This is a genomic window from Klebsiella sp. CN_Kp088 (genome assembly GCF_040064335.1).
Lineage (GTDB): Bacteria > Pseudomonadota > Gammaproteobacteria > Enterobacterales > Enterobacteriaceae > Klebsiella > Klebsiella aerogenes.
Genome location: NZ_JBEAIQ010000020.1, coordinates 38,666 through 51,199 on the forward strand (window position 1 = coordinate 38,666; position 12,534 = coordinate 51,199).

The following is a 12,534-nucleotide window of genomic DNA, read 5'->3' on the forward strand; positions in this document are numbered from 1 at the left end:
AGGAGAACAGAAAATGGCAATCCCTAAATTACAGGCTTACGCGCTGCCGGAAGCCAGCGATATTCCGGCCAACAAAGTTAACTGGGCCTTTGAGCCGTCGCGCGCCGCGCTGCTGATCCACGATATGCAGGAGTATTTCCTCAACTTCTGGGGCGAAAACAGCGCGATGATGGAAAAAGTGGTGGCCAATATCGCCGCCCTGCGCGACTTCTGCAAACAAAACGGCATTCCGGTGTACTACACCGCCCAGCCGAAAGAGCAGAGCGATGAAGACCGCGCCCTGCTGAATGATATGTGGGGACCGGGGTTGACCCGATCGCCGGAGCAGCAGCAGGTGATTGCCGCGCTGGCGCCGGATGAACAGGATACGGTGCTGGTGAAATGGCGCTACAGCGCGTTTCATCGCTCACCGCTTGAAGAGATGCTGAAAGAGACCGGCCGCGACCAGCTGATCATCACCGGCGTTTACGCCCATATCGGCTGCATGACCACCGCCACCGACGCTTTTATGCGCGATATCAAACCGTTCTTTGTCGCCGACGCGCTGGCAGATTTCAGCCGCGAAGAGCATTTGATGGCGCTTAAATACGTCGCCGGCCGTTCTGGACGCGTGGTGATGACCGAAGAATTGTTGCCGCTGCCGGCCTCCAAAGCGGCGCTGCGCGCGCTAATTCTGCCGCTGCTCGACGAATCCGACGAACCGCTGGATGATGAAAACCTGATCGACTACGGTCTGGATTCGGTGCGTATGATGGCGCTGGCCGCCCGTTGGCGCAAAGTACACGGCGATATCGACTTCGTGATGCTGGCGAAAAACCCGACCATCGACGCCTGGTGGGCGCTGCTCTCCCGCGAGGTGAAATAATGGCGGCGCTGGATTTTCACGGCCAGACCGTGTGGGTGACTGGCGCAGGTAAAGGCATTGGCTATGCCACCGCGTTGGCTTTCGTCGAGGCCGGGGCCAACGTCACCGGTTTCGACCTTGCCTTTGACGGCGAAGGTTATCCGTTTGCCACCGAAATGCTCGACGTCGCCGATGCCGACCAGGTACGCGACGTTTGCGCGCGTCTGCTCAACGATATCGAACGACTGGACGTGCTGGTGAATGCCGCCGGGATCCTGCGCATGGGGGCGACCGATCAATTGAGCGCGGAGGACTGGCAGCAGACTTTCGCGGTGAACGTCGGCGGCGCGTTTAATCTGTTTCAGCAGACGATGGCGCAGTTCCGCCGTCAGCGGGGCGGGGCGATCGTCACCGTCGCCTCCGATGCCGCGCATACGCCGCGTATCGGCATGAGCGCCTATGGCGCCTCGAAAGCGGCGCTGAAAAGCCTGGCGTTGACTGTCGGGCTTGAGCTGGCAGGCAGCGGCGTGCGCTGCAACCTGGTATCGCCGGGCTCCACCGACACCGATATGCAACGTACCCTGTGGGTTAATGAAGATGCTGAACAGCAGCGGATCCGCGGATTTGGCGAGCAGTTTAAGCTTGGCATCCCGCTGGGCAAAATCGCCCGACCGCAGGAGATCGCCAATACCATTTTGTTCCTCGCCTCTTCTCACGCCAGCCATATTACGCTGCAGGATATTGTGGTCGATGGCGGCTCGACGCTGGGGGCGTAGATGGCCTGGAAACGAGAGCTCACGCTTGCGGCGCTGAACGCCAGTAGCGAAAACACCATGGTGGCGCATCTGGGTATTGTCTACACCCGGCTGGAGGAGGCGCTGCTGGAGGCGGAGATGCCGGTGGATGCGCGCACGCATCAGCCGTTTGGTCTGCTGCACGGCGGCGCTTCCGCGGCGCTGGCGGAGACGCTGGGCTCGATGGCCGGTTGGCTGATGACCGAAGAAGGGCAATGTGTGGTGGGCACCGAGCTTAACGCTACCCACCATCGTCCGGTCTCCAGCGGTAAAGTGCGCGGCGAATGCCGACCGCTGCATCTTGGCCGCCAGAGTCAGAGCTGGGAAATTGTGGTGTATGACGAAAAAGGGCGGCGCTGCTGCACCTGTCGTCTGGGAACCGCGGTGCTTGGCTAAGACGCTGCTATTTCCCCGGCTTGCGCTGCGCTGAGCCGGGCTACGGATCTGTAGGTCGGGTAAGGCGTTAGCCGCCACCCGACAAAAAAACGGCACCGTTCACGGTAATCCTTTCATTTATTTTCCTGCCTTAAGTGATCTCGCTAGCAATGTGAGACAAATCTCCGCCGCGGCATGGCATCTGCGCTGTTTCGAAGTTGTTAAACTCTGCGTTGTGTTCTAGAAACAAACTGTAACATCCTGATTACCCTACCGGTGGACCACAACAATGAATAATTCAGGGAAATACCTTATCTGGACACTGCTCTCCGTGATCGGAGCCTTTGCCCTCGGCTATATCGCCTTAAACCGGGGTGAGCAGATAAATGCGCTGTGGATTGTCGTCGCGGCGGTCTGCGTTTATCTGATCGCGTATCGTTTCTACGGCCTGTATATCGCCAAAACCGTCCTCGGCGTTGACCCAACGCGGATGACGCCGGCGGTACGACATAACGACGGCCTCGATTATGTTCCGACTGACAAAAAAGTGCTGTTCGGTCACCATTTTGCGGCGATTGCCGGCGCAGGGCCGCTGGTTGGCCCGGTGCTTGCCGCGCAGATGGGCTACCTGCCGGGGATGATCTGGATCCTCGCCGGCGTGGTGCTGGCCGGCGCCGTGCAGGACTTTATGGTGCTGTTTGTTTCGACCCGTCGCGATGGCCGTTCGCTTGGCGAACTGGTTAAAGAGGAGATGGGGCCAACCGCTGGCGTACTGGCGCTGGTGGCCTGTTTTATGATCATGGTGATCATCCTCGCGGTACTGGCGATGATCGTGGTGAAAGCATTGACCCACAGTCCGTGGGGGACATACACCGTCGCCTTTACCATCCCGCTGGCGATTTTTATGGGCATCTATATTCGCTATCTGCGCCCGGGGCGCATCGGCGAGGTGTCGGTGATAGGCCTGGTGATGCTGGTGTTCGCGATCATTTCCGGCGGCTGGGTGGCGGAAAGCCCGACCTGGGCGCCGTGGTTTGATTACACCGGCGTACAGCTGACCTGGATTCTGGTGGGTTACGGCTTTGTGGCTGCGGTACTGCCAGTCTGGCTGCTGCTGGCGCCGCGCGACTATCTCTCTACGTTCCTGAAAATCGGCACCATCGTTGGGCTGGCGATTGGCATCCTGATTATGCGCCCGACGCTGACCATGCCGGCGCTGACGAAGTTCGTTGACGGCACCGGCCCGGTATGGACCGGCAACCTGTTCCCGTTCCTGTTTATCACCATCGCCTGCGGCGCGGTTTCCGGCTTCCACGCGCTGATCTCCTCCGGCACCACGCCGAAAATGTTGGCCAACGAAGGGCAGGCCTGCTTTATCGGCTACGGCGGCATGTTGATGGAATCCTTCGTCGCCATTATGGCGCTGGTGGCGGCTTGTATTATCGATCCGGGCGTCTACTTCGCGATGAACAGCCCGATGGCGGTGCTGGCGCCGGCGGGAACCACCGATGTTGTGGCCTCGGCGGCGCAGGTGGTGAGCGGCTGGGGCTTTAGCATAACCCCGGATACGCTGCGCCAGATTGCCAGCGAGGTCGGCGAGCAGTCGATTATTTCACGCGCCGGCGGCGCGCCGACGCTGGCGGTGGGGATGGCTTACATTCTGCACGGCTCGCTGGGCGGGCTGATGGATGTCTCTTTCTGGTACCACTTCGCCATTCTGTTTGAGGCGCTGTTTATCCTGACGGCGGTCGATGCCGGCACCCGCGCGGCGCGATTCATGCTGCAGGATCTGCTGGGCGTGATTAGCCCCGGGTTGAAAAAAACCAGCTCGCTGCCGGCTAACCTGCTGGCGACCGCGCTGTGCGTCCTGGCGTGGGGCTACTTCCTGCATCAAGGGGTGGTCGATCCGCTGGGCGGTATTAATACCCTGTGGCCGCTGTTCGGTATCGCCAACCAGATGCTGGCAGGGATGGCACTGATGCTGTGCGCGGTGGTACTGTTCAAGATGAAACGCCAGCGCTATGCGTGGGTGGCGCTGCTGCCGACAAGCTGGCTGCTGATTTGTACGTTGACCGCCGGCTGGCAGAAGTCGTTTAGCCCGGATACCAAAGTCGGTTTCCTGGCCATCGCCAATAAATTCCAGGCGATGATCGACAGCGGTGCCATTCCGCCGCAGTATACGGAATCGCAGCTGGCGCAGCTGGTGTTTAATAACCGTCTTGATGCCGGGCTGACTATCTTCTTTATGATTGTGGTGGTGGTTCTGGCGCTGTTCTCGATTAAAACCGCGCTGGCGGCGCTGAAAGAGGATAAACCGACGGCGAAAGAGACGCCGTATGAAGCGATGCCCGCGGATGCGCAGACCTTAACGGCGCAGGCGAAGCGTGCGCATTAACCTGTTTGGCCTACCTTTCTTCTCCTCCCTCTCCCTGTGGGAGAGGGCTGGGGTGAGGGAAATAAGCGAGAAACTCATTATGTTCGATACCCTTTCAAAAGCCGGAAAATATCTGGGTCAGGCGGCGAAGATGATGATCGGCGTGCCGGATTACGATAACTACGTCGAGCATATGCGAATAACCCACCCGGATCAGACGCCGATGACCTATGAAGAGTTCTTTCGCGAACGCCAGGACGCGCGCTATGGCGGTAAGGGCGGGGCGAAGTGCTGCTAGCCTTCTTTCGGTAAGTAGAGGCTGATTTGCTCCTGGGTACAGCCGTAAATCGCCGCCAGTTTTTCGCGGGTCCGCTTCTGCGGACGGGAGTCCAGCGCTTCCAGCTGTGACACCGCGGACTGGCTGATGCCGAGTTTAGCCGCGACCTCCCGCTGTGAGAGTCCGCGCAGGATACGCCACGCGGCCTGCAGGCTGACGTTTTCTTTATGCATCACGTCGCAGACATCCCCTGGCAGCATTACGTTATCATAGATATCTGATTCATAAGAAATATCTTCCCAATTGTTTTCATCCTCGTCGTCGTACTCCAGCAGAGCCAGGCGCATACGAAAGTAATCACTGTAAGGAATGACGACATACTGGTCTTTTCCTTCTTCATCCTTGATGTACTGAATAGTCATATTCGGTATGTTCCTCATGAAGGTAGGTGGTGGTGGTTCGGCGTTTAACCGCCACTACGTAGCAGGTATCGTCCGGCGGATCCCCAAAGGTGTAGATGACTCTGTAATCACCTAATCGCAGCCTGTAGTGGTTTTCGGGAAAGGACAATTTTTTGATATCCGAGATAGGTGAAGCTTTATCATTCATCTTCTCCAGCCTGGATTTAATGCGGTTCTTATACCGATTATCGATTTTAGAAAATTGCTTATTTGCCGTTTTTGACCAGACAATCTTCATCCGTACCTCCACTGTACGCCCACACAAAACATAAGGAAATAATAAGACTATTAGATAAATTCCGAATTTCTTATGGAGTACAGTAGAGCGGAGAAAAAACGCAGGTAAGAGGCAAAGCGTAACCCGTCGAGGCGGCGCGGGAAGGCCTCTGCCGGGCGACAGAGGCTTGCAGAAAAGATGCGATCAGGCGTTCAGGCCGCCATCCACGTCGAGCCCCGTACCGGAGATCTGCCCGGCGGCCGGGCTGGCCAGGAAGGTGACCGCCGCGGCGATGTCTTGCGGCTGGCCGTAGTGACCGACCGCAATCATCTGGCGCTGGGCTTCCGCCTGTTCCCCATCCTCCGGGTTCATATCGCTGTTGGTCGGCCCTGGATGGACAAGGTTAACGGTGATCCCGCGAGGGCCTAAATCACGCGCCAGGCCACGGGTCAGGGAGTTGAGGGCGGACTTGGTCATGGCGTAAACCGCGATGCCCGGCATGGCTACGCGGTTGGCCAGACAGCTGCCGATGTTGATGATCCGTCCGCCATCGGACATATGCACCAGCGCTTCCTGGATAGCGATGACCACCCCACGAATATTGATGTTGATAAGGTCGTCAATGTCCGCCAGCGTCATGGATTCCAGTGGACCGCCGCGGGCGATGCCAGCGTTGTTGACCAGAATGTCCAGCCCGCCGAGGGCCCGGGCTGCATGGGTGACGGCATCCTGAATGGCCTGCGCGCTGGCGCTGTCGGCCTGCACCGCTTCGCTGTACCGACCCAGCGCCTTAATTTCATCGGCGACTGCCTGGGCTTTATCGGCCGATTTTTCATACGTAATAACCACATCGGCGCCGGCGCGCGCCAGCGACAGCGCAATAGCGCGACCCAACCCACGGCTGGCGCCGGTAACCAGCGCCTTCTTACCTGTTAAATCGATCTGCATGATGACCTCGTTACAAGAGTGGTGAGAATCATCATTAGGTATAGATGGTCTGGGTGATTAACGGCTGAAGTATTCCACCTTCTCAAATGTCGCGCGCAAAGCGTCAGGGGTTAACGTCGCCGGCAGGCTAAAGCGCTGCCAGGGCGGGAAGCGCTCCTTATGGGTGTTGGGCTAACCTGATGTTATGTCTGGACATCCAGATGGCTAATATTATTTAGTTTTAGCTTATGCTTTTTACGCAGTTGTCAGGCATCGGCGGCTGTGAAAAATTCGTTAAATCAGAATATTAATTGCCTGGGGAGGGTGATGAGCGTGAATCGCCTTGAGATGCATAACATTAGCCTGGCCTTTTCCGGCTTTCAGGCGCTGAGCAAGGTGGCGTTTACCCTTAAGGGCGGAACGGTGCATGCGCTGACCGGCGCCAATGGCGCAGGCAAATCGACGCTGATGGCGGTGTTGTGCGGGACGCATGCCGATTACGAAGGTGAAGTGGTGATCAATAACCAGCCGGTTAGCATTCGTTCGCCGCGCGATGCAAAGCAACTGGGGATTCATCTGGTACAGCAGGAGGTGGATGTTGCGCTGGTTCCGGGGCTGAGCATTGCGGAAAACATCATGCTGGACAGGCTGGCTGAACCGGGTGCGGTTTTTCGCTGGTCGCGGGTGCGTCAGCAGGCGCGCGAAGCGCTGGCGCAGCTTGATATTGCGCTGGACGTTCGACGTTCAATCGATAGCTGTACCCTTGCCGAAAAGCAGCAAATTCTGCTGGCTCGCGCACTGTCGCACCACTGCCGTTTTTTGATTCTTGATGAACCCACCGCGCCCTTGGATCAGCACGAAAGCGAACGCTTATTTGCGGTGGTTCGTCGTCTGCAGCAGCAGGGGATCGGCGTGGTCTTTATTTCGCATCGTATTCATGAACTGAAAGCGATTTGCGACACCCTGACGGTGCTGCGCGATGGCCGTTTAATCGAAAGCGGGCCGATGGCCGAACTCAGCGGCGAACAGATCGTCGAAAAAATGCTCGGCCACGAGTTGAGCGATAGTTTCCCGCCTGCGCGTCCGCCGCATGGCGAAGAGGTGCTGTTGAAGGTTGACGGTTTGCATGACGAAGCGCTGTTGCAGGATATCTCGCTACGCCTGCATAAGGGGGAAATTCTCGGTATCGCCGGCTTGGCGGGCGCGGGGAAAACTGAACTCTGCAAAGCCTTATTCGGCGCCAGCAAAAGCCGACTGCGCTACGGCGAACTTAACGGCCAGCCGTGGCGGCCGCGCGATCCGGCCGATTCCGTCCTCCAGGGGCTGGCGCTGGTGCCGGAAGAGCGGCGCAAAGAGGGGATATTCATCGATGAGGCGATCGCCATGAATCTGGCGGTCAGCGCCGATAACAGCTTTTCGCGCTGGAACCTGTTCGGCCATCGGCAGGCGTGGCGGTGGGCGCAGGAGGTTATTGCTCGTATCGGCGTGCGCGCCACCGGGCCAGGGCAGACGTTGCGCCGTCTCTCCGGCGGTAATCAGCAAAAAGTGGCCATCGGCAAATGGCTGCGCGGCAGTGCAAACGTGCTGATTTTCGACGAGCCGACGAAAGGGGTGGACGTGAAAGCGAAAACCGATCTGTTTCAGTTGATTGATGGCCTGGCGCGGGAGGGCCGGGGCGTGATTTACGCCTCCGGCGAATTTTCCGAGCTGGTGGGCCTGTGCGATCGCATCTGCGTGTTGTGGGATGGGCGCATTGTGGCGGAAATTCCCGGCGCCGAAGCGCGGGAAGAGACGATTCTTTATTACTCCACCGGAGGAGCGGCAGCGTGAGTAAGGCCCTGGCAGTCAACGCGACGGTATCGGGCCGTCAGCGGTTTTTCGATTTTCTCTATAAATGGGGCATGTTGCTGACCGTGGTGCTGCTGGTTGGCGTCTTTGGTTTAGCCTCCGATAACTTTCTTGACCCTTTTAACATCATCAACATTCTGCGCTCCATCGCTATCGTGACGGTGATTGCCATCGGGGTGTCGATTTCGCTCACTATTGGCGGTTTTGATCTGTCGGTGGGGTCGACGGCGTCGCTGGCGAATGCGTTAGTGATTTCGTTGTTTGTCTGGCACGGCCTGAACACCACTGAAGCCATTCTGATCACCCTCGCGCTCTGTACGCTGGTGGGGTTATTCAACGCGTTTCTGATCGTGGTGCTGCGCATTCCTGACATGCTCGCCACGCTTGCCAGCCTGTTTGTGATTCAGGGGGTGGCGATGACCTACAGCTACGGCGGCTCGATCACCGAAAATATGGTGTTGCCGAGCGGCGATATGGCTGAAGGCACGATTCCGGCGGCGTTTGGCGCGCTGGGGCAGGTTCCGACCATCGTCATTATCATGCTGGTGGTAACGCTAATCGCGCAGCTGGCGCTGTCGTTCACCACCCACGGGCGGCGGATGTACGCCATCGGCGGCAACCCGGAGGCGGCGAGACTCTCCGGCCTGCGGATCACGCGCTATAAAGTGGCGGCCTACGTGATTGCCTCGCTGCTGGCCGGGCTGGGCGGCATTCTGCTGGCATCAAGGATTGGTTCTTCCCAGGTGAACGCCGGCGGCGGTTACCTGATGGACGCGGTCGCGGCGGCGTGGATCGGCTTTTCTCTGGCGGGCTCCGGCAAACCGAATGCGCTGGGGACGCTGGTAGGAGCGGTTATCCTTGGCGTGCTTTCCAATGGCCTGGTGATGCTGTCGGTGCCCTATTACGCGATGGACATTATTAAAGGACTGGTGCTGGCTGGCGCGCTGGCACTGACCTATTTTCAGCGCCGTACCTAACACTTTACAGGGTAAACAAAATGAAAAAGATAGCACTTTCTCTTATGGCGCTGGGCCTGCTGCAGTCGATGGCAGCGCTGGCGCAGACCCCGACGCCGGTTCCGGCGGCGATAGCTGAGCATAACGGCCCGATCCGCATCGCGGTGATTCGCAATCTCGGTTCTGACGATAACACTACCCAGTTTGTCGCCGGGGCGATTCAGGAAGGTAAAAAGCTCGGTTTTAAAGTCAGCGCTTTCCTGAGCAACGGTGATGACGCGAAGTTCCAGGATTTCGTCAATCAGGCCATTAGCCAGAAATACGACGGTATTATTCTTTCCCAGGGGCGCGATCCCTACTCGACCGCGCTGGTGAAAAAAGCGGTCGATGCCGGGATCAAAGTGGCGGTGTTCGATACCGCGGTGCAGGGAGCCGTCCCCGGCGTGACGGTTAGCCAGCAGGATGACGCCTCGTTGACCGAGCTCTCTTTTGGCCAACTGGTAAAAGACTTCAACGGCAAGGCCAACATTATCAAGCTATGGGTGGCAGGCTTCCCGCCAATGGAGCGCCGCCAGGCAGCCTACCAGACGCTGCTTAAACAAAATCCGGGGATTAAAGAGCTGGAGTCTATCGGCGCCGTTTCATCCGACGTGCAGGGTGACACCGCTAACAAGGTCGGCGCAATTTTGGCTAAGTATCCTAAAGGTAAAATTGACGCCATCTGGGGGACATGGGATGCCTTTAGCCAGGGAGCCTATAAGGCGCTGAAAGAAAACGGGCGCAGCGAAATCAAACTCTACAGCATCGATATTTCCAATCAGGATTTACAGTTGATGCGGGAGGCCGGTAGTCCGTGGAAGGTTAGCGTGGCGGTCGACCCGAAACTCATTGGCGCCACCAACGTACGCTTGATTGCCAATAAGATTGCCGGGGAAAGCACCCCGGCTACCTACGATTTCAAAGCGGCGGCCATTCCGCAGGCGCTGCTGGCGGCACAACCGGGGGCGGCCAACGTGGCGTCGCTGGGGAAAATCATCCCTGGCTGGGGGCAGACCGAAGACTTTATTGCCCCGTGGTTTGCCACCCTGGAAGCCCAACATAAATAATCACGCGGTTAGCTGTACTGACGTACGCGGGCGATAAGTTCGTCCACGCTATCGATACGCTCGGCGATGACGATCAGCGCTTTGCCGAGCGTAATTGCATGGCGCAGGCATTCGTGGCGCATGGCCGTGTCCTGAATCGAATCGATATCGGCGACGTGTGAAAGCCCGACGCTGCGGCGTATCAGTTCAGTTCCGCAGAATCCAATGGCATCGCACCATACTTTTTTGAGGAATACTGAGGCGTAACCGGGGCAGGCCAGCGCCGCATCGCGGGTTTTCTCCGTTGCTAACGTCTGGAAACGCTCGCTGAAGGTGTGCCACAAGGTCTGTATATCGTTGAGCCGCTGTTCGCGCGCGGCGGCGGCATCGCGAATGCCGAGATGGCCAGGTAGACCGCAATAGTTAAGCAACAAATTGCCAATGGCGGTGCCGACGTCAAAACCGATAGGGCCGAAATAGCCAAATTCCGCATCGATGGCTTTAAGGCTATTTTCAGCGACGAAGATGGAGCCGCTATGAATATCGCCGTGCAGCAGGGCTTCGGCCTGTGAGAAAAAGCGGTGCTTCAGCGCCGCGACCGCCAGTTTAAGCTGAGCGTCCTCACGCAGGGCGGCAACCTCTTCTTCCAGCTCCGCCGGGTAGTTATTGCGCTCGTGGATCTGATACGGATCGTTAAAAAACAGATCCTCGGTGATCTCGCACATTTCCGGATTGATAAATTGCGCCACCTGCGCTTTTTTCTCATGCGGATGGAGATAGAAATCGCTAGTGTGGAACAGTGCCTGCGCCAGATATTCGCCCAACTGGCGCGCCGCCTGCGGATAGTAGACGTTGCCGATAAGCTCGCCGCGCCAGATACGGTGGTCGGACAGGTCTTCCATTACCATGACCGCCAGAGCGGGATCGAAATGGAGAATTTGTACCGTATGTTGCGGGCTGTGTTGGTAGTGCGCGACCAGGGTCTGTGCTTCGAGGCGCGCGCGGTCGAGGGTCAGCGGCCAGGATTCGCCGACGCAGCGCACGTAGGGCAGCGCCTGCTTAACAATAATCCGGCTCACGCCCTGAGCATCGAAAATTTTGAACACCAGATTGAGATTGCCGTCGCCTACCTCCTGCGCCGACACCAGCTCAGACGGATCGTCGAGCCCGCCAAATTGTTGTGCGTAAGCCACCGCATCGCTGGCCGTGAAGGTATGGTATTGCGACATTGCCTCGATCCTCAAAAGTGCTGAATTAAGCCGTTCAGACGTCTATACATCTGGATTTCATCCTGACACAATGTGATACAACAACGCAACAGGGATTTAACGATATGCAGACACTACAGACCACCAGCCTGCGGGTAAGCGAAAATCAGCTTTTTATTCTCGATCAACAGGCATTGCCGCAGGAAAAACGCTGGCTGGCGGCGGATAACGTTGCGCTGCTGGTAGACCATATTCATGCTTTGCGGGTGCGCGGCGCGCCGTTGATTGGTCTCTCCGCCAGTCTGCTGCTGGCGCTGTTGGCGCAGCGCGGCTTATCCCGCGACGAGCTTGCTCAGGCGCTGGAAACCCTGCGCGCGGCGCGGCCGACGGCGGTCAATCTAATGAATAATCTCGATCGTATGAAGCAGGCGCTGGCGCAGGAAGACTATCCGCAGGCGCTGGAGAGCGAAGCTCTACGCCTGATTGCGGAAGATAAACAGCTGTGCGCCAGCATTGCCGAAGCTGGCAATGCGCTGGTAACGCCGGGTAGCCGTTTGTTGACCCACTGTAATACCGGTGGCCTGGCGACGGCGGGGGTCGGCACCGCGCTGGGGGTTATCGCTTTGGCCCATGAACAGGGCAAGGTGGCTAACGTCTGGGTCGATGAGACGCGGCCGCTGCTGCAGGGCGGGCGCCTGACCGCCTGGGAATTGGGGGAGCTGGGCGTGCCGTATCAGCTTATTACCGACTCAATGGCCGCCAGCCTGATGGCGCAGGGGCAGGTTGATGCGGTATGGGTCGGCGCGGATCGTATCGCCGCCAACGGCGACGTGGCGAATAAAATTGGGACCTATTCGCTGGCGGTGCTGGCTCACTATCATCGTATTCCTTTCTACGTGGCGGCGCCGCAAACCACTCTCGATCGCTACTGCCCGAACGGCGCGGCGATCCCGATTGAACAGCGTGCGGCGCAAGAGGTGACCGGCGTAAAAGGCAGCTTTGGCGCTGTGCAGTGGGCGCCAGAAAACGCGCCGGTTTATAACCCGGCCTTTGACGTGACGCCAGCTGCGTTAATCAGCGGTTGGGTGCTGGATAACGGCGTGGTCACGCCACAGCAGGTGGCGGACGGTATTTTTGCGCCGCTGGCGTAACGGTTAACAGTGATAAG

At 58.2% G+C, this 12,534-nt stretch carries 13 protein-coding genes and 1 pseudogene; 9 read left to right on the forward strand and 5 right to left on the reverse strand.

The annotated features are described in order from the left end of the window. Positions 1-13: 13 nt before the first annotated feature. From entB to ABLV08_RS10325, 5 genes are all read left to right on the forward strand, one after another. Positions 14-865, forward strand: coding sequence for an enterobactin biosynthesis bifunctional isochorismatase/aryl carrier protein EntB (entB, locus tag ABLV08_RS10305; RefSeq protein ID WP_015367768.1), 852 nt, complete (start codon positions 14-16; stop codon positions 863-865). Further along, entirely contained in the window at positions 865-1,620 is a 756-nt protein-coding gene (gene entA / locus ABLV08_RS10310; RefSeq protein ID WP_015367767.1) for a 2,3-dihydro-2,3-dihydroxybenzoate dehydrogenase EntA, read from the forward strand. The genes entB and entA overlap by 1 nt, the downstream gene beginning before the upstream one ends. Beyond that, on the forward strand, positions 1,621-2,034 hold the full coding sequence (gene entH / locus ABLV08_RS10315; protein ID WP_015704714.1) for a proofreading thioesterase EntH: 414 nt from the start codon (positions 1,621-1,623) through the stop codon (positions 2,032-2,034). A 268-nt stretch (positions 2,035-2,302) separates the two neighbouring features. Then, positions 2,303-4,408, forward strand: coding sequence for a pyruvate/proton symporter CstA (cstA, locus tag ABLV08_RS10320; protein WP_234275873.1), 2,106 nt, complete (start codon positions 2,303-2,305; stop codon positions 4,406-4,408). A 79-nt stretch (positions 4,409-4,487) separates the two neighbouring features. After that, on the forward strand, positions 4,488-4,685 hold the full coding sequence (locus ABLV08_RS10325) for a YbdD/YjiX family protein (protein ID WP_002893903.1): 198 nt from the start codon (positions 4,488-4,490) through the stop codon (positions 4,683-4,685). Here the strand turns inward: ABLV08_RS10325 and ABLV08_RS10330 are convergent. The 4 genes and pseudogenes from ABLV08_RS10330 to ABLV08_RS10345 all read right to left on the reverse strand — a co-directional run. Beyond that, the gene (locus ABLV08_RS10330) at positions 4,682-5,086 is read right to left on the reverse strand and encodes a helix-turn-helix domain-containing protein (protein ID WP_015704715.1); all 405 of its coding nucleotides are present in this window, start codon (positions 5,084-5,086) and stop codon (positions 4,682-4,684) included. The genes ABLV08_RS10325 and ABLV08_RS10330 overlap by 4 nt on opposite strands. Further along, on the reverse strand, positions 5,061-5,363 hold the full coding sequence (locus ABLV08_RS10335; RefSeq protein ID WP_015367763.1) for a type II toxin-antitoxin system RelE/ParE family toxin: 303 nt from the start codon (positions 5,361-5,363) through the stop codon (positions 5,061-5,063). The genes ABLV08_RS10330 and ABLV08_RS10335 overlap by 26 nt, the downstream gene beginning before the upstream one ends. Before the next feature lie 183 nt (positions 5,364-5,546). After that, a complete protein-coding gene (locus ABLV08_RS10340; RefSeq protein ID WP_213197628.1) occupies positions 5,547-6,290 on the reverse strand; it encodes a 3-oxoacyl-ACP reductase family protein in 744 nt (247 codons plus the stop codon). Between the two features lie 57 nt (positions 6,291-6,347). Beyond that, positions 6,348-6,436, reverse strand: a pseudogene (locus ABLV08_RS10345) (hypothetical protein); the annotation flags it as partial. Positions 6,437-6,596: 160 nt separating this feature from the next. Between ABLV08_RS10345 and ABLV08_RS10350 the strand changes: the two are divergent. Genes ABLV08_RS10350 through ABLV08_RS10360 form a run of 3 tightly spaced genes read left to right on the forward strand, consistent with a single transcriptional unit; the run spans position 6,597 to position 10,179 of the window. Further along, the gene (locus ABLV08_RS10350; RefSeq protein WP_348855818.1) at positions 6,597-8,099 is read left to right on the forward strand and encodes a sugar ABC transporter ATP-binding protein; all 1,503 of its coding nucleotides are present in this window, start codon (positions 6,597-6,599) and stop codon (positions 8,097-8,099) included. Continuing rightward, a complete protein-coding gene (locus ABLV08_RS10355; RefSeq protein WP_015367760.1) occupies positions 8,096-9,094 on the forward strand; it encodes an ABC transporter permease in 999 nt (332 codons plus the stop codon). The genes ABLV08_RS10350 and ABLV08_RS10355 overlap by 4 nt, the downstream gene beginning before the upstream one ends. Positions 9,095-9,114: 20 nt before the next feature. Continuing rightward, positions 9,115-10,179 carry a sugar ABC transporter substrate-binding protein gene (locus ABLV08_RS10360; RefSeq protein ID WP_149270597.1) on the forward strand — a complete coding sequence of 355 codons (1,065 nt, stop codon included), beginning with the start codon at positions 9,115-9,117 and terminating at the stop codon, positions 10,177-10,179. A gap of 8 nt (positions 10,180-10,187) precedes the next feature. On the opposite strand, the gene mtnK is transcribed toward ABLV08_RS10360, so the two are convergent. After that, positions 10,188-11,387 (reverse strand): S-methyl-5-thioribose kinase, encoded by a 1,200-nt coding sequence (gene mtnK, locus ABLV08_RS10365; RefSeq protein WP_348855820.1) that lies wholly within the window; start codon positions 11,385-11,387, stop codon positions 10,188-10,190. Positions 11,388-11,491: 104 nt separating this feature from the next. Here mtnK and mtnA point away from each other — a divergent pair, with 104 nt between their 5' ends. Next, positions 11,492-12,517, forward strand: a complete 1,026-nt coding sequence (gene mtnA, locus ABLV08_RS10370; protein ID WP_234275875.1) for an S-methyl-5-thioribose-1-phosphate isomerase — start codon at positions 11,492-11,494, stop codon at positions 12,515-12,517. Positions 12,518-12,534 lie beyond the last annotated feature (17 nt).

What these genes read in the sequence shown, in the direction of transcription:
- entH (WP_015704714.1), top strand. Translation starts at nt 1,621, where the DNA reads ATGGCCTGGAAACGAGAGCTCACGCTTGCGGCGCTGAACGCCAGTAGC.
- ABLV08_RS10340 (WP_213197628.1), bottom strand. Translation starts at nt 6,290, where the DNA reads ATGCAGATCGATTTAACAGGTAAGAAGGCGCTGGTTACCGGCGCCAGC.
- mtnA (WP_234275875.1), top strand. Translation starts at nt 11,492, where the DNA reads ATGCAGACACTACAGACCACCAGCCTGCGGGTAAGCGAAAATCAGCTT.
- ABLV08_RS10330 (WP_015704715.1), bottom strand. Translation starts at nt 5,086, where the DNA reads ATGACTATTCAGTACATCAAGGATGAAGAAGGAAAAGACCAGTATGTC.
- entA (WP_015367767.1), top strand. Translation starts at nt 865, where the DNA reads ATGGCGGCGCTGGATTTTCACGGCCAGACCGTGTGGGTGACTGGCGCA.
- mtnK (WP_348855820.1), bottom strand. Translation starts at nt 11,387, where the DNA reads ATGTCGCAATACCATACCTTCACGGCCAGCGATGCGGTGGCTTACGCA.
- cstA (WP_234275873.1), top strand. Translation starts at nt 2,303, where the DNA reads ATGAATAATTCAGGGAAATACCTTATCTGGACACTGCTCTCCGTGATC.
- ABLV08_RS10350 (WP_348855818.1), top strand. Translation starts at nt 6,597, where the DNA reads ATGAGCGTGAATCGCCTTGAGATGCATAACATTAGCCTGGCCTTTTCC.
- entB (WP_015367768.1), top strand. Translation starts at nt 14, where the DNA reads ATGGCAATCCCTAAATTACAGGCTTACGCGCTGCCGGAAGCCAGCGAT.
- ABLV08_RS10335 (WP_015367763.1), bottom strand. Translation starts at nt 5,363, where the DNA reads ATGAAGATTGTCTGGTCAAAAACGGCAAATAAGCAATTTTCTAAAATC.
- ABLV08_RS10325 (WP_002893903.1), top strand. Translation starts at nt 4,488, where the DNA reads ATGTTCGATACCCTTTCAAAAGCCGGAAAATATCTGGGTCAGGCGGCG.
- ABLV08_RS10360 (WP_149270597.1), top strand. Translation starts at nt 9,115, where the DNA reads ATGAAAAAGATAGCACTTTCTCTTATGGCGCTGGGCCTGCTGCAGTCG.